The following is a 17063-nucleotide window of genomic DNA, read 5'->3' as shown; positions in this document are numbered from 1 at the left end:
TTCCTCTTGTCGCGCTGCCCGGCTAGGTTTAGCGCATGAACTTCAGATGGCTCAAACCCTATATGCCGCGCAGCCTCTATGGCCGCGCTTTTTTGATCCTGCTCTTGCCGGTGATTTCGTTGCTGTTGGTGATCTCGATCGTTTTCATTCAGCGGCATTTCGAAGGTGTCACGCGTCAAATGACCCAATCGGTCAGCCGCGAGGTCACGTTGGTGTTGGACAATGGGGCAATGCCGGGGGAGGGGCCGGGTGCCGAAATGGCCAATGTGTTGCAGATCGATGTGGCCGTTGTAGACCCCAAGGATGTCCCGGTGCAAAACCAGCGCAGGTGGTATGATTTCACCGGTGCTGTAGTCATTCAAGAGTTCACCCGGTTGCTGCCGCGCGTATTGGCGATTGAGCTGCCCGATGACAAGATTGTGCAGCTTTATGTTGTCTCCGCGGGCAAACCGTTGGAGTTGAGTTTTGACCGGCGGCGTGTGTCGGCCTCAAACCCGCATCAGTTGCTGGTCTATATGGTCGTTTTTGGTGTGTTGATGACCGTCATTTCGTTTCTCTACCTGCGCAATCAGCTGCGGCCCATCACGCGTCTGGCCCGCGCAGCGGAGGCCTTTGGCCGCGGACGGCACGAGACCTACAGACCGGCGGGCGCCGTTGAGGTGCGTGCGGCCGGGAATGCGTTTTTGGATATGCGGGCGCGGATCGAACGCCAGATTGAGCAGCGCACGCTGATGTTGTCGGGGGTCAGCCATGATCTGCGCACGCCGCTGACGCGGTTGAAGCTGGGGCTGTCGATGATGGAGGATGAAGAAGTTGCACTGATGCAGCGCGACGTGTCCGATATGGAACGTCTGCTGGACGAGTTTCTGGCCTTTGCGCGCGGTGCGCAGGAGGGTGAGCCGACGCGGATCAACCCGGCCAAACTGGTGAAAGAGATCGTCGCCGATTGCCAGCGCGCACAGATCAACGCGACGCTTGTGAGTGTCAAAGGCAAGGGCAAGGTCGCGCTGCGCGAGGGGGGCATCCGTCGCGCGGTGGAAAACCTGATCAACAACGCTGTGCGCTATGGCACGCGGGCGGATGTGTCCGTGTTGCTGACCGACAAAACCCTGCGCATCCGGGTCGAAGATGACGGCCCGGGTATCGCCGAGGATCAGCGCGAGGAGGCGCTGAAACCCTTCTCGCGGCTGGACCCGGCGCGCAATCAGGATCGCGGCAGCGGCGTGGGGTTGGGTTTGGCCATTACAACCGATATCGCGCGCGCCCATGGCGGTGTGCTGCGTCTGGGGGAAAGTGAGGCGCTTGGCGGGCTGCGCGCGGATATCGTCATCGGTCGCTAAGGGTTGAGTGCCTGCACGGCGTCAGGGCGCCGCCACAGTGTTTACAGACCGGACGCGGGGGTAATCAGGCAAAATCTTTGATTGGATAGGGTGTGCGCGCCAAGAATGGCAAGCGTCACCGCTCGGGTGACCCAGGATCGGATCAATGGAAAAGAAAACATTCAAACGCGAAATCGCAGTCCTACTGGCTTTTTTCCTGTGTTTCATCGCGTGGAAGGCATCAGAAGCGGAACCGGTTGAAACGCTCAAGGTCATCATCTGGCCAATCATGCTCTTTGTCGGAGCCGCGTTCGGGATGCAATGGGCCAGCAAGCAAACCAATCTGACATCCGGCAAATAGACGTTTTTGCCGAACCCGCGATGCAATGCGCCCGTCATGCGTGCATTACACATGGCGGGTGATCAATTTCATTGACAGACCAAGACCGGATTGCGCAGGTTTTCAGCTGTAACCATTGCAGTTGGACGCCCATGCCTGATCCCTATGCCATCCTTTTCGAGCCCGTCAAAATTGGGCCTGTGACAGCGAAAAACCGGTTTTATCAGGTGCCGCATTGTACGGGGCTTGGCCATTTGCGACCGCAGGCTGAGGCGGCGGTTCGGGGCATGAAGGCGGCAGGAGGCTGGGGCGTTGTCTGCTCCCAGGAAACGGAAATCCACCCCAGCTCAGATCTGGCACCTTTTGCCGAACACAGGCTTTGGGATGACCGTGACATACCGGCTTTGCAGCTGATGACAGAGGCGGTGCATGCCGAAGGCGCATTGGCGGGGATCGAGTTGGCGCATAACGGCTATCACGCGTGCAATTTCAATTCCCGCGCGCGTATCTATGCGCCGTCCGAAACGGCCAGTCATATCCTCAGCCCGTCGCAGGCCCGCGCGATGGACAAGACAGATATCAAGACCTTTCGAAAATGGCACCGCGATGCCGCGATCCGCTCCAAACGCGCGGGTTTTGACATTGTTTATGTCTATGCCGGGCATTGCATGACGCTGCTGCAGCATTTCCTGCTGCCCGAATTGAACACCCGGACGGATGAATACGGCGGAAGCCTTGAGAACCGCGTGCGGCTCCTGCGGGAAGTGTTAGAGGAAACCCTTTCGGCAGTCGGCGATACCTGCGCTGTTGCCATGCGTTTTGCTGTGGACGAGATGCGTGGCAGTGACGGCATGCAGGCCGCCGAAGAAGGCCGGGCTGTGGTCGAAATGCTGGCGGAAATGCCCGACCTTTGGGACGTGAATGTCTCGGACTGGTCAAACGATTCCGCGACCTCGCGGTTCGAGCCAAATGAAGGGTATCAGAACAGCTACATCGATTTCGTCAAACAAGTGACCACCAAGCCCGTTGTTGGCGTGGGGCGGCTTACTTCCGCGGACACCATGGTGTCGATGGTCAAAAACGGTGTGGTCGATTTCATCGGGTCTGCGCGTCCGTCGATCGCCGATCCGTTCTTGCCAAACAAGATCAAGGAAGGTCGGATAGAGGATATCCGGGAGTGCATCGGCTGCAATGTGTGCGTGTCGAGCGACAATCTGGGCGTGCCGATCCGCTGCACTCAGAACCCGACCATGGCCGAGGAATGGCGGCGCGGATGGCATCCCGAAGAAATCGCTCCCAGGGGTCAGGAAACCGAAACCCTGGTGATCGGCGCGGGCCCCGCCGGTCTGGAATGCGCCATGCAATTGGCCAAACGCGGCTATCAGGTGACCCTTGCGGAAGCCTCGGATGATCTTGGCGGGCGGGCCGCGCGTGAGGCCAGCCTTTTGGGCCTTGGCGCTTGGCGGCGGGTGGCGGATCACCGGATTTATGACCTGCAGCAGCGCGCCAATGTCTCGATTTTCCGGCAAAGCCCGTTGAGTGCGGCGCAGGTGATCGACCTTGGTATTCCAAATGTCTTTGTCGCCACGGGTGCGACATGGCGCCGGGATGGCGCCTCGCGTCATGGTGGGCACCCGATCCCGGGCGTAGACAATGCGCCGGTCTTCACGCCTGATGACATCATGGCGGGGCGCATGCCGCCCGATGGCCCGGTTGTGATCTTTGATGATGACCAGATTTACATGGGCGGCGTTCTTGCCGAACATCTGAGGGCGGCGGGACATGACGTCATTTTTGTAACCCCGGCGATGATGGTCTCACCCTGGACAGAACACACGCTGGAGCAGGAACGTATCGCGCGCCGTCTGGTGGAGCGTGGCGTAAAAATCCGGACGCAACACAGTATCGAAAGCATTGAAGACGGCGGTTGCACCCTGAAGTGTAGCGCGTCAGGCAGGCAGGTACATATGGAGTGCGGATCGCTGGTACTTGTGACCATCAAGGACAGAACAGCAAGCCTTTACAATGAACTACGGCGCAAAGTTGAGGAGGGTTCCGCTCCGTTGACGACCCTCGAATTGATCGGTGATGCCGCGCAGCCCGGTTTGATCGCTGATGCGGTCTATGCAGGTCACATGGCGGCGCGCTATTTTGAGGCTGATCCGGACTTGCCGGAGCAGGATTTGCTGCGACGAGAGATCGTCGACCTTGGAACGGGGTGAAAGCCATGCTGACGAACGCCAAGACGGCGGTGGACGATGAAGTGATGTCACTTTGTGACGATGTCCGTGAGGGCTATGCCTTGCCGCGCGGTTTTTATACCTCCGACGCGGTTTATGAAAATGATATCAAATCCTATTGGAACCGAAACTGGCTCTGGGTTGGACATGTCTGTCAAGTGTCTGAACCAGGTGACTTTTTCCTGTTCGACTACGGACCGGAATCGATCATCGTGGCGCGTGATCGGGCAGGGGAGATCGGTGCGTTTCTAAACGTCTGTCGGCATCGCGGCTCGCGGGTCTGTGTTGAGGCTTCGGGAAGTACGCGTGTGTTTTCCTGTCCGTACCATGCATGGACCTATGAGCTTGATGGCACGCTGCGCGCGGCCCGGCATATGGATGAAGGATTTGATCCGTCAGCGCACGGTCTTTTGCGGGCGCAGATCCGCATTTTTCAGGGGCTGATCTTTGTGTGTGCGTCGTCCGAGGCGCCGGATATCGATGTCGGGCTGGCAGAAATCGAACCGCTCACCGCGCCCTATGCGCTGGACAGGATGAAAATTGCCCATCAGGCGTCCTACCCAGTGCCCGCCAACTGGAAGCTGGCCGTTGAGAATTACATGGAATGCTACCATTGCGGGCCTGCGCATCTGGATTATTCCCGGTCGCACAGCCTCAAGGACCCGGCTTCGATGACGCCTGAGTTGATGGCGGATATGGCGGCCGAACTGGCCAATGCCGGCCTTCCTGAGGGCGATGTGAGCATCAATGGCGCGCAGGGCGCATTGACCAGTATGGATTTCTATTTTGCCCGCTACCCGCTTTATCCCGGGTTTCGGACCGGCAGCCAGACAGGCGCCCTTTTGGCGCCGCCCTTGGGGGACTTACGCGCCGATGTGGGGGCGGCCACGGACCTTGAGATTGGCATCATCAACAACCTTTTGATCTACAGCGACCATGTCGTCGGGTACCGCTTTGTCCCGCGCGCGAAGCAGGAAACTGATATTCAGGTGGTCTGGTACGTGCGCGACGATGCGCAGGCGGGTGTTGATTATGACCCTGAGGCGCTGTGCTGGCTGTGGCATGTGACCTCGCAAGATGATGAACGGATCATTCGCGTCAATCAGGAAGGCGTGAATTCGCATTATTTTGAGCCGGGCCCTCTCTCCGAGATGGAATGGGGCATTCGGGCGTTTTACGCAGGCTATATTCAACAAATGAAAGCGGCTTACGGGTCGTGATGACGAACCGAACAAGGAGAAATGCCATGAAACCGATTTCGCCGCAGGAACGCCGGGTGGTCAATATCCATGAGGCCGAATTCACGCCGTTCTTTTCGGGAGGCAAGCCCGATGGGAATATCTTGCAACTCAATACCGAGAAGCCGCTCGCCGCCGGGTTTTACATTTATAAAATGGCACCGGGTACCACGACGGTGGCGCATCAGCATCGCGGCGCAGAGGAGTTTTTGATCCTTGAGGGGGATCTGACGGATAATGATGGCACCGAATATGGCGTCGGAGATTTGGTTTGGCTCGCGGATGGAACCGAACACTGTTCGACAACAAAAAACGGCTGCCTGATTGCTGTCTACGCGGATGACGTCGAAACCCCGGTCGCAGAATAATACCGCGGCAACGGGTTAGATTTGCGCCATGATTTTTGCGCCATGGTCCGGCATCAATTTTGCCACCATGGTCAGCGTCTCGCGAACGGCATCCTGACGCGAGATTGATCTGGAAGAAACATGAAGTCGCTGCCAGTAACCATCGGTCAGGGTATCAATCCAGACGGCAATCCGGGCGCTGTCCTGTGCATTTTGGTCTGGCAAAAGCTGCGCGCATAGCTGTCGGATCGCATCCAGGCGGTCCTGATCAAACTGGGCGGAGACTTCGGCATATTGCGGGGTGAATTTCTGCTCGCCCCAAAAGGCAAACCAGACCGACAGGGCTTGTGCGTTACAGATCTTGGGTGAAAAATCTGCCTTGATCAGGGCCACAAGGCACGTCAACGGGTCATCTCCCGCGGCCTTCAACGCACGGTTCCAATGCGCGTGGTAGCGGCGGTAATGCTCCTGCAATGCGCCCGCCAAAAGCCCGGTTTTTGATTTGAAGTAAAACACGGCCACACCTTGCGAAAGGCCGGCCTCCGCCGCAACTGTGGCAAGGGTCGTCTTTCCCAAGCCATTGGACACAATAGATTTTAACGTTGCATTCAGCAATTGCTGGCGACGTTTGTCGGCGTTTTCCTTGCGCTCTTTGCGCGGTTTGGTTTTGACGTCCGGATCATACCTCATGTTCCAACTCTAATTTACCTGTGCAGAAACATCTATGAAAACCGCGCGGATGAAATGAAAAATTTATTTGAGCGCTCAAAAAAACTTTGAACTTTGCAATCGCTTCAGCAATCATGGTTTTCAAGCCAAGGGGGCATTGTCATGACTGATAAAAACACCGCACTGAAAACGAACACACCGGACGCCGAGACGCTATACGAATGGGACCGGACGCATCAGATGCACCCGTGGGTGTCGATGACCGGATGGCGCGGATACGACTACATGATGATGGAACAGGCCGAGGGCATCTATTTATACGATGACACCGGCAAACGGTTCATCGATGGGCCGGGCGGCATGTGGTGTGTCCAGATCGGATATGGCCGACGCGAAATGGCGGATGCCATCGCCGAACAGGTCATGCGGTTGCCCTATACATCGCCGTGGTCCTCGACCACCGAACCCGCGGCGATTCTGGCCAAGCGGCTGGCGGAGATGGCCCCGGGGGATTTGAACAATGTGTTCTATACCACCGGTGGGTCGACGGCGGTGGATACCGCGCTCAGAACTGTTCATTTCTTCAACAATCAGGTGGGGCGGCCTGACAAGAAAATCGTGATTGCCCGCGAAAAAGGCTACCACGGATCGACCTATCTTGCCGCGAGCGTAACAGGCAAGGAGCGCGACCGCTCGAAGTTTGACATCGAGAGACGGCTTGTGCGCTTTTTGCCGGATATCAATCCCTATATGCGCCCCGAGGGCATGAGCATTGAAGCATGGTGCGATGAAAAGGTGGCCGATCTGGAGGCAATGATCCTTGAAACAGGTCCGGAAAACGTAGGTGCGTTCATTGCCGAGCCGATCCTGTGTTCAGGTGGTGTGATCATCCCGCCCCAGGGCTATCACAAACGCACGTTCGACCTGTGCCGTAAGTATGATATTTTCTATATTTCGGATGAGGTGGTGACCGGATTCGGGCGGTTGGGTCATTGGTTCGCGTCGGAGGCTGTCTTTGGGATCAAGCCAGATATCATCACCTGCGCTAAGGGGATTACATCTGCCTATCTGCCGCTTGGGGCCTGCATCATTTCCGACGAAATCATGGAGCGCATGACCGCGCCTGGGACTGAGGCCATGTTCTCGAACGGCTACACCTATTCCGCCCATCCGGTCTGTTGTGCGGCGGCGCTGAAAAACATCGAGATCATGGAAAACGAGAAAATTCTGGAACATGTGCGGGCTGTCACGCCGCATTTCCAGGCCCGTCTGCAGGCGTTGAAACGCTTTGGCATTATCGGCGATGTGCGCGGAATGGGCCTTCTGGGCTGTATCGAGGGCAAGCCGGAGAAAAGTGGCAGCGGTCTTGAGGCGGAGCGGAAACTGGGCGAATTGCTGGACGAAGCCTGTGAGGAAATGGGGCTGCTGGTGCGGCCTTTGATCAATATGGCCGTGTTTTCACCGCCTCTGGTGATCACAATCGCGCAGATCGATGAGATGTTCGACATTCTGGAGCGCGCGATCGAGACGGTGACGGAGGCGTTGGGCGAGTGATCACGGCACATCTGTCCGCACATTGACCGCGCCTCAGACGATGCCGCCATCCATCAGGCGCGAGGCCAATACGGCATATGCTTCGGCCATGGGGCCATCTCCCGCCGCGATTGGTGTGCCGCTGTCGCCCGCCAATCGTGTGTCCAGATCAATCGGCAACGCGCCCAGAAACGGCAAGCCCAGGCGCTTGGCCTCGTCGGACACGCCGCCATGGCCGAAAATCTGTGCTTCATGTCCGCACTTGGGACAGTGGAAGGTCGACATGTTTTCAATCAACCCCAGCACCGGTGTTTTGAGGGTGTTGAACATGTCCATGGCCTTGCGCGCATCGATCAGTGCCACGTCTTGCGGGGTTGATACGATGATGGCGCCGGAGGGTTCTGCCTTTTGACAAAGCGTCAATTGAACATCCCCGGTGCCGGGTGGCAGATCAACGATCAGCACATCCAGATCGCCCCAATTGACCTGACTGATCATCTGTTGCAACGCGCCCATCAACATCGGACCGCGCCAGACAACGGCTTTGTCGGCCTCCAGCATCAGGCCGATCGACATCATCGTCACGCCGTGGGCTTTCAGCGGCTCGATGATCTTGCCATCCGGGCTGGCGGGCCGTTGCGACACGCCCATCATGCGCGGCTGGCTTGGCCCGTAGATATCAGCATCAAGCAGTCCAACGCGCCGCCCGGCGCGGGCAAGTGCGACGGCCAGATTGCTGGAAACGGTTGATTTGCCCACGCCGCCCTTGCCGGAACCGATGGCCAGGATAGAGGCCACGCTGGCGGGTTTGAGTGGTGTGGATTGCGGCTTGGGGTGCCCGCCAATCTTGAGGCTGGGTGGCGCGGGCGCGGCGGGGGCCGGGCCATGGGCGGTCAGGGCAACGCTGACGGTGTCAACACCCTCCATGTCCAGCACAGCGCGTTCAGCCGCCGCGCGCAGCGGCTCCATTTGGGCGGCAATCTCCGGGCTGGGGGCTTCGATCACAAACCGGACATCCGCGCCATCGATATGGAGTGCACGGATCATATCGCGCGACACCAGGTTGCCGCCACCGGGCAGTTCAAACTGCGACAGGCGGGATTTTATGTCGTCAACGCTGCGTGGCATCGCGCCCTCCCTCAAGCTCTGTGCCATAGGTGACAGGTTTGCGGCAAAGGGCAAGGCCTCGCACCACGTTAACCATAATATTGAGCAAAAATATGACGTTAGGGAAGGGTGAGCCATGCAATTGCTGCATGGCAGCATTGATTTGGTCAGGGGTTGTGCACCTGCAGCAAGAGCTTATTTAGGCGTCAACGGAAGCGATGAGGCCCATCGGGTGGTCGCATGAACAGAAGACGCAAGGAATAGAAGAGATGGCTTTTGCACATCAAAATCGTTCGGCCACCAGCGGCCTGAAATTGGACATGAGCGCCGCGATCCACGCGCTCATCACCCGTGCTCAGAATTACCGGGCGTACCATCGGACCATCGATGAGCTCTCGGTTCTGACAAACAAAGAATTGGCCGATCTGGGCCTCAGCCGGTCGGAAATCCGACGCGCGGCGCATGAGGTTGTGTACGGCACACACGGCTAAGGCGGCGTGACGCGATCGGGTGTCCTCGTCTCCTCCTCCCTGAGGGCATCTGACAGCGGCGGCAATCTCCTCTCCTCCCTCGGAGATTGCCGCCGACTAAAATACCGGCCCGGTGGGCCAACCTGAGATTACGAATGATCTCCTCCTCCCAGGGGTCAAACGTAGATAGAACGGCGGCGTCTCCTCCTCCCTGGACGCCGTCGTTTTTCTTTTTAAACAACAATTTAGGGCGCGTGCCTAATGCACGGTGCGGGTGCGTCGGCGTCCGGGTCTGGCGCAGGCAATCGTGGCTTCGCGCAGATATCCGACAAAAGCGCGCGCGGCGTCGCTGCTGGCGTTTCGGGCGGCGGGGCTGGCCAAGGCCGTCTGTGCCGCTTCGGGTGTGCCACCATCCTTGGCGCAAAAGGCCCATTCCAGAAACCCAAGCCGCGCGGCGGATGTGGCATCCGGTCCCGTGGCGTCCATGGTCTCCAACCCGTTGAGAATGCGGGATATACTCATCGTCTTCAACTCCCTGACCACACCCCGGGTCAGATGGGGCGGAAGAAGAGAAGGCACGGATTGCGGGTGGCACTTGGCCTTGGCAACCGTTCCCACCGCCCTCCGCGGATTAACGTTTGTCCAAGGCTGGTTTCCGGACTTGGCGGGTTTCGGATGCAGCGCCTTCCCAGACCGATCTGGCCCAGTGGCGGTTGCCGCATCCCCCATCCTTACCGTTGCGGGGGCAGCGCCGGAATTGCACCGGCTTCCCAATTCTCCACCCCAAAAGGGCGGCACCATGGACCTCAACACTGACCTATAAAATTTTCGATCTCAAGAAGAATATTGAGGGGATGTTTTTCACGCGCTATCCGCGGCCAACCAAGGGCGGATAACGGCACGAGACGGTGAAAGGTGGTAGGCCCGGAGGGACTCGAACCCCCAACCAAAGCGTTATGAGCGCTCTGCTCTAACCAATTGAGCTACAGGCCCGACCTGAGGCCCGGGATACGCACGCGCGCGGGGGGCGTCAAGGCTTTGACGATTGCACCGCGCGGGCGATTGGTCTAACTGGCGGGCACGTGCAAACGGAGGGGCCCCATGAGCCAGACAAAGAACGGTGTGACCTATGCCGATGCCGGTGTGGATATCGATGCAGGCAACGCGCTCGTGGACCGGATCAAACCTGCGGCCAAGCGGACGGTGCGGCCGGGTGTGATGGCGGGGCTTGGCGGGTTTGGCGCGCTCTTTGATCTCAAAGGCGCGGGTTATGTCGATCCGATCCTTGTGGCGGCCACGGATGGTGTTGGCACCAAGCTTCGGATCGCGATTGATACCGGTAATGTCGACGGTGTGGGCATCGATCTGGTGGCGATGTGCGTCAACGATCTGGTCTGTCAGGGGGCTGAGCCGCTTTTCTTCCTCGACTACTTCGCGACCGGCAAGCTCGATACCGAGAGTGCCGCGCGGATCATCGAAGGCATTGCCGAAGGCTGCGTGCGCTCGGGCTGTGCGCTGATCGGCGGTGAGACGGCGGAAATGCCGGGCATGTACCCGGATGGGGATTTTGATCTGGCCGGGTTTTCCGTGGGCGCGATGGAGCGCGGTAGCGATCTGCCCGCAGGCGTGGCTGTGCGCGATGTGCTCCTGGGGCTGGCCAGTGATGGCGTGCATTCCAACGGTTATAGCCTGGTGCGCAAACTGGTTGAGATGTCGGGCCTTGGGTGGGACGCCGATTGCCCCTGGGCCGAGGGCACATTGGGTGCGGCCTTGCTGACGCCCACGCGGCTTTATGTGAAACAGGCATTGGCGGCGGTCAGGGCAGGGGGCGTGCATGCGCTGGCCCATATCACCGGTGGCGGTCTGACGGAAAACATCCCGCGCGTTCTGCCCGAAGACATGGGCGTGGCGATTGACCTGGAGGCCTGGGAGTTGCCCCCGGTGTTCAAATGGCTTGCGTCGCAAGGCGGCATGGCCGAGGCCGAAATGCTCAAGACCTTTAACTGCGGCATAGGCATGGTGTTGGCGGTAGATGCCGCGCAGGCCGGCGCGGTGCAGGCCTTGCTGGAGGGCGAGGGCGAAACCGTATCGCGTCTGGGGCATGTGACGGACACGCCCGGCGTGGCCTATTCCGGGGCGCTTCTTTGACCAAACGGGTGGCGATTTTGCTTTCGGGCAGCGGCTCCAACATGGTGTCGCTGGTGGATAGTATGACCGGGGATCACCCGGCGCGCGCCTGTCTGGTTTTGTCGAATAATCATGACGCGGGCGGGCTGCAGAAAGCGGCGACGCGGGGCGTGGAGACGGCCCATGTGGATCATCGCCCCTATGGCGAAGACCGTGCGGCGTTCGAAGATGTGCTGCATGCGCGGCTATTGGAGGCCAAGCCCGATATCATTTGCCTTGCCGGGTTCATGCGGGTGCTGACCGAAGGGTTTGTCAGCCGCTGGCAGGGTCATATGCTGAACATTCATCCCTCACTCTTGCCCAAATATCGCGGCCTCAACACCCACGCGCGGGCGCTAGAGGCGGGTGATACCGAGGCTGGATGCAGCGTGCATGAGGTCACACCGGCGCTCGACGAAGGCCCGATGCTGGGTCAGGCGCGGGTGCCGATCAAGCCGGATGACACGCCAGAAACGCTGGCCGCGCGGGTGCTGGCCCAGGAACATATCCTCTATCCTGCGGTGCTGCGCCGCTTTGCCGCCGGGGATCGGCGGATGATTACCCTGCCTTAACCTTTCCGGGCATTTCCATTTGCTGCGCGCTGCCTTATACGGGCGCAACTTCGCCCCCCGGGACAGACATCGAAGACATCTGATGATAACAATCACCACCACCGAAGACCTGGCCGCTTTTTGCAAGAAAGCTGCGACCCATGACTACGTGACCGTTGATACGGAGTTTCTGCGCGAGCGGACGTATTACTCCAAACTCTGCTTGATCCAGCTGGCTGTGGCTGGCGACGCCGAGGATGATGCGGTGCTGGTCGACCCGCTGGAAGGCGACATGTCACTTGAGCCGCTCTATGAGCTTTTCCGCGACACGTCCGTGGTCAAAGTGTTTCATGCAGCGCGGCAGGACCTTGAGATTTTCCACGTTGATGCAGGCGTGATCCCCGAGCCGCTTTTTGATACGCAGGTTGCGGCGATGGTCTGTGGCTTTGGGGAACAGGCGGGGTATGAGACGCTGGTGCGCAAGATCGCCAAGGAGCAGCTCGACAAGACATCGCGCTTCACCGATTGGTCGCGCCGGCCGCTGACCGATGCGCAAAAGACCTATGCCTTGGCCGACGTGACCCATCTGCGCGGCATATACGAATTTCTGGCGGCCAAGCTGCGCGAGACCAACCGTGAAAAGTGGGTGGCTGAAGAGCTGCGTATCCTGACCAACCCGGGTACCTATATCACTTTGCCGGATGATGCATGGAGACGGGTCAAGACGCGCAACAATTCGGGCAAGTTTCTGGCCATCGTGCGGGAACTCGCCAAGTTCCGCGAGACCTATGCGCAAGCGCGCAATATCCCTCGCAACCGGGTCTACAAGGACGATGCGTTGGTGGAACTGGCCTCGACCAAACCCGCGTCGCACCAGGATCTGGGCCGGTCGCGCCTGCTTTTGCGCGAGGCCCGCAAGGGCGACATCGCAGATGGGATCCTGGCGGCGGTGCAGGCCGGGCTTGCATGCCCGCAGAAAGACCAGCCCAAGCCGGATATGCGGCAGGAAAAACTACAGGTGAACCCGGCGCTGGCCGATCTGTTGCGGGTGCTGTTGAAGGCCAAGACCGAAAGCTATGGCGTGGCGCCGAAACTGATCGCCAATGCCGCCGAGCTGGATCAGATAGCGGCAGGTATCCGTGATGTGCCATCGCTGGCCGGATGGCGGGCGGATGTGTTTGGTACGGATGCGCTGCGATTGTGCGAGGGCAAGGTGGCGCTGGCCGCGGCGGGCAACGACATCAAAATCATCGAAATTTAAGGCTTAACGCGTGGTGGTGCGCTCGTTGCGTGCCCCGATCACGCGGATGGTGCGTGTGGCATCAAGCGCGTTGTTCGACACGAACCTGCCGGCGTGCAGGGTGCGCTGCCGTGGACTTCCCTGCGCTGTGCCCGTGGGCTGCAGGGCCATCAGGCGGAAGGTCAGCACGCCGTTTACAGGTTTGCCGTCGTTGTCCGAGATCAGGCGCACGTCATGCGCCCCTTGTTGCAACGCAACCGCTGTGACGCGGACGATGGCCCCCGCAGTTGTCCGCTCTACACTCAGGTCGCTGACCTGATCCACGGGTGTGCCGAGGTAGACTTCGCGTTTGTCGCGAATGATGATCGACGTCCGTTCGGGGATCAGCGGGTTTACTTCCTTGGCTTGCTGGTCTGTCGGGTGGGCGATGGCACGAGAGTTGCTTTTGCCGAACCAATTGCCCGGATTGATCCGCGAATCTTTCAATCGCGAGCACCCTGTGAGTGCAATTGAAGAGATCACCAGAAGCGTCAGTACCGTCCGCATTACACCAGCCTTTTTCCTGCTCTCTTCGGGTTAACGCATCACGCTCGGCTTGAAAAGGTAGAAGGTGGGTCTGGACCTTTGTCCGGGGCGCGCTTAGGTGTTTTGGCATCACCGGGAAGGACCCTATGCAATGGCCCAGAGCGCCTTTGAAGACATTGTTGACGACTTCGAATTTCTCGAGGATTGGGAGGATCGCTACCGCTATGTGATCGATCATGGCAAGGCGATGGATGCGCTGGATGACGCGCTGAAAGTGCCTGCGACCAAGGTGGATGGCTGTGCCAGTCAGGTCTGGCTGCATCCCCGGATCGAGGCGGGGGTTTTTGCCTTTGATGGGGACAGTGATGCGATGATCGTGCGCGGGCTGATTTCGGTTCTGCGCGCGCTTTACAATGGCGAGGCCGTTGGTGATGTGGCCAAGATCGATGCCGGCGGAGAGTTGGCCCGTTTGGGTCTCAACGATCACCTGTCGGCGCAACGCTCAAACGGGCTCAGGGCCATGATCGAGCGCATCCGGCAGGTGGCGGCACAGGAAGCTGCTGGCTAAGCCTTTGAATTCAAACCAGCGTTTTGGGCGACGTCGCCTAGGGCCGCCGCCAGATCGCCATAGCCTGTGAAGCGGTATTCATACGCCAGCCCAAGGCGCTCGGCACAGGCCTGCGCTTTTTCTTCCAGCGCCGCGTCTTTGATCTGGGCCTGATAGACCAGTTTTGTGTAGTTGCCGAAAATCATGTCCCGCAGCTCGGGATGCCGATCAAGACCCATCGGTTTCCAGACAAATGCATCAAACTGTTTGACAAGAAAATCCGTAAGGTAGAATGCCGTGATTTCGCCGCCTTCGGTGCGGGCGTCAAATGCGTCATTGCCTTCAAAGAAGGAGTAGCAATGCGGCCCTTCCACCATTTTCACACCAAGGGTGTCGCATTTGGCCTGTAGCTGACCGCCGGTGCCACAATCGGCGTAGACCACGAAAATCTCGTCATAGGCCGCGCGGTGCTTCAGAACGGCCTCTTCCACGGCCTCGGTGATTTTGTCGGGGTAGAGGTGGTATTTGGCGGGCAGGCAGGTCAACGTCATGTGATCCCAGCCATTGATGCGGGTCAGGGCCAGGATCTCATGGGCCAACGCGCCGCAGGCAATCAGCAGGATCTGAGCCTGTGCATCCGCGGCCTCAAGCCCGCTCTGGGTCAGGACGTCATCGTCGGGAAGCTGCGTCATACCAAATGTCTCCAACAAAAAACGGCCCGTTTGATCGGGCCGCCTTTATCATCCGCGATCAGGGGATGCCTTAGCCCGTGGCACCCTGATTGTGTTTGCGCGACATGAATTCCTTGGCGGTTTCCACCGCCACCGCCGCGTCACGGCAATAAGCGTCCGCACCGATGGCCTTGCCGAATTCTTCGTTCAATGGCGCGCCGCCGACCAGCACAACATAGTCATCGCGCTTGCCCTGTTCCACCAATGTGTCGATCACAACCTTCATGTAGGGCATGGTGGTCGTCAGCAGGGCCGACATGCCGAGGATATCAGGCTGTTCGGTTTCAAGCGCTTCAAGATAGTTTTCGACCGGGTTGTTGATGCCCAGGTCAACCACCTCAAATCCGGCGCCTTCCATCATCATCGACACAAGGTTCTTGCCGATGTCGTGGATGTCACCCTTGACGGTGCCGATGACCATCTTGCCGACGCGCGGCGCACCGGTTTCGGCCAGCAGTGGTTTGAGGATGGCCATGCCACCCTTCATCGCATTCGCCGCCAGAAGCACTTCGGGCACGAAGAGGATACCGTCGCGGAAATCCTTGCCCACGATGGTCATCCCGCCCACAAGCGCTTCGGTCAGGATGTTGTAGGGTTCCCACTTGCGCTCAAGCAGGATGTTCACGCCTTCTTCGATCTCTTCTTTCAGACCGTCATAGAGGTCATCAAACATCTGCTGGACAAGTTCTTCGTCGTCCAGTTCCGCTAGGATGATGTCGTCTTCTTCGTCTGACATGTTCGAATTCCTCGAATAGGGGGCGCGAATGCGCGTCTTGATATCTATCGCCAGCTTTCGTCATTTTGTCGCACCCGCACTTTGCGAATTGCGACATCACTGCTTCTGCAACCGACCTATAGCGCGAATTTCGGCGAAGTGTGATTGAAAAACATTCATGGTCTATATGGTGTTATTGCAAATGTTCGCTAAATGTTCCAAATTGATCTCATGCCATCCGATAGCAGCATTGATCCGGCCCAGGAGGTCCGAGGCCGCGGCGCGCAAAGCAACCGCGTCGGTCGGTTTGAACGCGTGGATCGCCGGTTCGAGGATGACGGCTGGCATCAACCGCAAGACACGGAAACGCTGCGCACCCATGTCAGTTTCGAGCAGCCGCGTAGCATTATCAGCTACAACCGCTCGCCGGATTTGCCGTTTGATCGGTCGATCAATCCGTATCGGGGTTGCGAACATGGCTGCACGTATTGCTTTGCCCGGCCAAGCCACGCCTATCTGGGCCTCTCTCCGGGGCTGGATTTTGAGACGCGTTTGATTGCGCGCCCCGGGGCCGACAGGGTTCTGGCAGAAGAATTGCGCAAGCCCCGTTACATCGTGAAACCCATGGCCATTGGCACCAACACGGACCCTTATCAACCCATTGAAAAAGAACATGAAATCACCCGAAATTGCCTCAAGGTTCTGAGTGATTTCAACCATCCCGTGGCGATTGTGACCAAGGGAACCCTGATTGAACGGGATCTGGACATTTTGGCCGAAATGGCGGGCAGGGGGCTCGCGCGGGTTGGGATATCTGTGACGACGTTGGACCCTAAACTGTCGCGCCTGCTCGAACCACGCGCGCCCGCCCCGGCGCGGCGTCTCACCACAATTCGCCGTCTGCAGGACGCGGGCATGCCCGTCCGGATCATGACCTCACCCTTGATCCCTGGTCTGACGGATATGGAGCTGGAGGCGATGCTTCAGGCCGGTGCGGAGGCCGGGGCCAGTGCCGCCACATGGATCATGCTGCGATTGCCGCGCGAGGTATCGCCACTTTTTCAGGAATGGCTTGCCGTGCATTACCCGGTCCGTGCCGCACGGGTGATGGGTCTGATCCGCGACATGCATGGTGGCAAGGATTATGACGCCGAATGGGGCCGACGCATGCGCGGAACCGGGCCCTATGCAGAGATCGTTGCGCATCGGTTCGACCTCGCGGCGCGTCGGTTCGGTCTGGATCAGGAACAACCTGAATTACGATGTGATCTCTTCGCGGTACCCCTCGACGATGGCGCGCAGATGTCGCTATTTCGCTAGACGTC

General features: G+C 58.9%; 18 protein-coding genes, 1 tRNA gene and 1 riboswitch. Of the genes, 12 read left to right on the top strand and 7 right to left on the bottom strand.

The window, feature by feature from the left end; genetic code table 11:
• The first annotated feature begins 35 nt into the window (after positions 1–35).
• The 5 genes from ACZ1HJ_RS15445 (at position 36) to ACZ1HJ_RS15425 (ending at position 5505) form a co-directional block, all read left to right on the top strand.
• The gene (locus ACZ1HJ_RS15445; protein ID WP_472719540.1) at positions 36–1340 is read left to right on the top strand and encodes an ATP-binding protein; all 1305 of its coding nucleotides are present in this window, start codon (positions 36–38) and stop codon (positions 1338–1340) included.
• A gap of 145 nt (positions 1341–1485) precedes the next feature.
• On the top strand, positions 1486–1680 hold the full coding sequence (locus tag ACZ1HJ_RS15440) for a hypothetical protein (RefSeq protein WP_472719539.1): 195 nt from the start codon (positions 1486–1488) through the stop codon (positions 1678–1680).
• A 71-nt stretch (positions 1681–1751) separates the two neighbouring features.
• Entirely contained in the window at positions 1752–3881 is a 2130-nt protein-coding gene (locus tag ACZ1HJ_RS15435) for an FAD-dependent oxidoreductase (protein ID WP_472719538.1), read from the top strand.
• Positions 3882–3886: 5 nt separating this feature from the next.
• The gene (locus tag ACZ1HJ_RS15430) at positions 3887–5119 is read left to right on the top strand and encodes an aromatic ring-hydroxylating oxygenase subunit alpha (RefSeq protein ID WP_472719537.1); all 1233 of its coding nucleotides are present in this window, start codon (positions 3887–3889) and stop codon (positions 5117–5119) included.
• A 26-nt stretch (positions 5120–5145) separates the two neighbouring features.
• Positions 5146–5505 (top strand): cupin domain-containing protein, encoded by a 360-nt coding sequence (locus ACZ1HJ_RS15425; RefSeq protein WP_472719536.1) that lies wholly within the window; start codon positions 5146–5148, stop codon positions 5503–5505.
• Positions 5506–5520: 15 nt separating this feature from the next.
• Here the strand turns inward: ACZ1HJ_RS15425 and ACZ1HJ_RS15420 are convergent, their stop codons facing one another.
• Positions 5521–6174 carry a TetR family transcriptional regulator C-terminal domain-containing protein gene (locus ACZ1HJ_RS15420; RefSeq protein ID WP_472719535.1) on the bottom strand — a complete coding sequence of 218 codons (654 nt, stop codon included), beginning with the start codon at positions 6172–6174 and terminating at the stop codon, positions 5521–5523.
• A gap of 141 nt (positions 6175–6315) precedes the next feature.
• On the opposite strand from ACZ1HJ_RS15420, the gene ACZ1HJ_RS15415 reads away from it, so the two are divergent.
• On the top strand, positions 6316–7707 hold the full coding sequence (locus tag ACZ1HJ_RS15415; protein ID WP_472719534.1) for an aminotransferase: 1392 nt from the start codon (positions 6316–6318) through the stop codon (positions 7705–7707).
• A 33-nt stretch (positions 7708–7740) separates the two neighbouring features.
• Here the strand turns inward: ACZ1HJ_RS15415 and ACZ1HJ_RS15410 are convergent, their stop codons facing one another.
• Entirely contained in the window at positions 7741–8814 is a 1074-nt protein-coding gene (locus ACZ1HJ_RS15410; RefSeq protein WP_472719533.1) for an Mrp/NBP35 family ATP-binding protein, read from the bottom strand.
• 248 nt (positions 8815–9062) lie between these two features.
• On the opposite strand from ACZ1HJ_RS15410, the gene ACZ1HJ_RS15405 reads away from it, so the two are divergent.
• The gene (locus ACZ1HJ_RS15405) at positions 9063–9284 is read left to right on the top strand and encodes a DUF1127 domain-containing protein (protein WP_472719532.1); all 222 of its coding nucleotides are present in this window, start codon (positions 9063–9065) and stop codon (positions 9282–9284) included.
• A gap of 237 nt (positions 9285–9521) precedes the next feature.
• On the opposite strand, the gene ACZ1HJ_RS15400 is transcribed toward ACZ1HJ_RS15405, so the two are convergent.
• On the bottom strand, positions 9522–9785 hold the full coding sequence (locus ACZ1HJ_RS15400) for a hypothetical protein (protein ID WP_472719531.1): 264 nt from the start codon (positions 9783–9785) through the stop codon (positions 9522–9524).
• A 107-nt stretch (positions 9786–9892) separates the two neighbouring features.
• A riboswitch (cobalamin riboswitch) is annotated at positions 9893–10080 on the bottom strand.
• A gap of 99 nt (positions 10081–10179) precedes the next feature.
• Positions 10180–10256: transfer RNA gene (locus tag ACZ1HJ_RS15395), tRNA-Ile, on the bottom strand.
• Between the two features lie 108 nt (positions 10257–10364).
• On the opposite strand from ACZ1HJ_RS15395, the gene purM reads away from it, so the two are divergent.
• From purM to rnd, 3 genes are all read left to right on the top strand, one after another.
• The gene (gene purM / locus ACZ1HJ_RS15390) at positions 10365–11411 is read left to right on the top strand and encodes a phosphoribosylformylglycinamidine cyclo-ligase (RefSeq protein ID WP_472719530.1); all 1047 of its coding nucleotides are present in this window, start codon (positions 10365–10367) and stop codon (positions 11409–11411) included.
• A complete protein-coding gene (gene purN / locus ACZ1HJ_RS15385; RefSeq protein ID WP_472719529.1) occupies positions 11408–12001 on the top strand; it encodes a phosphoribosylglycinamide formyltransferase in 594 nt (197 codons plus the stop codon). The genes purM and purN overlap by 4 nt, the downstream gene beginning before the upstream one ends.
• Before the next feature lie 82 nt (positions 12002–12083).
• Positions 12084–13241, top strand: a complete 1158-nt coding sequence (gene rnd / locus ACZ1HJ_RS15380; RefSeq protein ID WP_472719528.1) for a ribonuclease D — start codon at positions 12084–12086, stop codon at positions 13239–13241.
• A 3-nt stretch (positions 13242–13244) separates the two neighbouring features.
• On the opposite strand, the gene ACZ1HJ_RS15375 is transcribed toward rnd, so the two are convergent.
• Positions 13245–13766, bottom strand: a complete 522-nt coding sequence (locus ACZ1HJ_RS15375) for a hypothetical protein (protein ID WP_472719527.1) — start codon at positions 13764–13766, stop codon at positions 13245–13247.
• A gap of 130 nt (positions 13767–13896) precedes the next feature.
• On the opposite strand from ACZ1HJ_RS15375, the gene ACZ1HJ_RS15370 reads away from it, so the two are divergent.
• A complete protein-coding gene (locus ACZ1HJ_RS15370) occupies positions 13897–14313 on the top strand; it encodes a SufE family protein (RefSeq protein ID WP_472719526.1) in 417 nt (138 codons plus the stop codon).
• Here the strand turns inward: ACZ1HJ_RS15370 and ACZ1HJ_RS15365 are convergent.
• Together ACZ1HJ_RS15365 and ACZ1HJ_RS15360 are read right to left on the bottom strand one after the other, a co-directional pair.
• The gene (locus tag ACZ1HJ_RS15365; protein ID WP_472719525.1) at positions 14310–14984 is read right to left on the bottom strand and encodes a DUF1638 domain-containing protein; all 675 of its coding nucleotides are present in this window, start codon (positions 14982–14984) and stop codon (positions 14310–14312) included. The two genes, ACZ1HJ_RS15370 and ACZ1HJ_RS15365, sit on opposite strands and share 4 nt — an antisense overlap.
• 70 nt (positions 14985–15054) lie before the next feature.
• A complete protein-coding gene (locus ACZ1HJ_RS15360; protein WP_472719524.1) occupies positions 15055–15759 on the bottom strand; it encodes a corrinoid protein in 705 nt (234 codons plus the stop codon).
• 192 nt (positions 15760–15951) lie between these two features.
• Between ACZ1HJ_RS15360 and ACZ1HJ_RS15355 the strand changes: the two genes are divergently transcribed.
• A complete protein-coding gene (locus ACZ1HJ_RS15355) occupies positions 15952–17058 on the top strand; it encodes a PA0069 family radical SAM protein (protein ID WP_472719523.1) in 1107 nt (368 codons plus the stop codon).
• Positions 17059–17063 lie beyond the last annotated feature (5 nt).

Source organism: Roseovarius sp. JB2-10 (genome assembly GCF_055693585.1).
This window is presented reverse-complemented; position numbering and strand designations above follow the sequence as displayed.

Bases quoted from the DNA above. Each gene is read 5' to 3' on its own strand.
- ACZ1HJ_RS15445 (WP_472719540.1), top strand. From the start codon at position 36: ATGAACTTCAGATGGCTCAAACCCTATATGCCGCGCAGCCTCTATGGC.
- ACZ1HJ_RS15355 (WP_472719523.1), top strand. From the start codon at position 15,952: ATGTTCCAAATTGATCTCATGCCATCCGATAGCAGCATTGATCCGGCC.
- ACZ1HJ_RS15425 (WP_472719536.1), top strand. From the start codon at position 5,146: ATGAAACCGATTTCGCCGCAGGAACGCCGGGTGGTCAATATCCATGAG.
- ACZ1HJ_RS15430 (WP_472719537.1), top strand. From the start codon at position 3,887: ATGCTGACGAACGCCAAGACGGCGGTGGACGATGAAGTGATGTCACTT.
- ACZ1HJ_RS15370 (WP_472719526.1), top strand. From the start codon at position 13,897: ATGGCCCAGAGCGCCTTTGAAGACATTGTTGACGACTTCGAATTTCTC.
- ACZ1HJ_RS15415 (WP_472719534.1), top strand. From the start codon at position 6,316: ATGACTGATAAAAACACCGCACTGAAAACGAACACACCGGACGCCGAG.
- ACZ1HJ_RS15365 (WP_472719525.1), bottom strand. From the start codon at position 14,984: ATGACGCAGCTTCCCGACGATGACGTCCTGACCCAGAGCGGGCTTGAG.
- ACZ1HJ_RS15400 (WP_472719531.1), bottom strand. From the start codon at position 9,785: ATGAGTATATCCCGCATTCTCAACGGGTTGGAGACCATGGACGCCACG.
- ACZ1HJ_RS15375 (WP_472719527.1), bottom strand. From the start codon at position 13,766: ATGCGGACGGTACTGACGCTTCTGGTGATCTCTTCAATTGCACTCACA.
- ACZ1HJ_RS15420 (WP_472719535.1), bottom strand. From the start codon at position 6,174: ATGAGGTATGATCCGGACGTCAAAACCAAACCGCGCAAAGAGCGCAAG.
- ACZ1HJ_RS15405 (WP_472719532.1), top strand. From the start codon at position 9,063: ATGGCTTTTGCACATCAAAATCGTTCGGCCACCAGCGGCCTGAAATTG.
- purM (WP_472719530.1), top strand. From the start codon at position 10,365: ATGAGCCAGACAAAGAACGGTGTGACCTATGCCGATGCCGGTGTGGAT.
- rnd (WP_472719528.1), top strand. From the start codon at position 12,084: ATGATAACAATCACCACCACCGAAGACCTGGCCGCTTTTTGCAAGAAA.
- ACZ1HJ_RS15360 (WP_472719524.1), bottom strand. From the start codon at position 15,759: ATGTCAGACGAAGAAGACGACATCATCCTAGCGGAACTGGACGACGAA.
- ACZ1HJ_RS15440 (WP_472719539.1), top strand. From the start codon at position 1,486: ATGGAAAAGAAAACATTCAAACGCGAAATCGCAGTCCTACTGGCTTTT.
- ACZ1HJ_RS15410 (WP_472719533.1), bottom strand. From the start codon at position 8,814: ATGCCACGCAGCGTTGACGACATAAAATCCCGCCTGTCGCAGTTTGAA.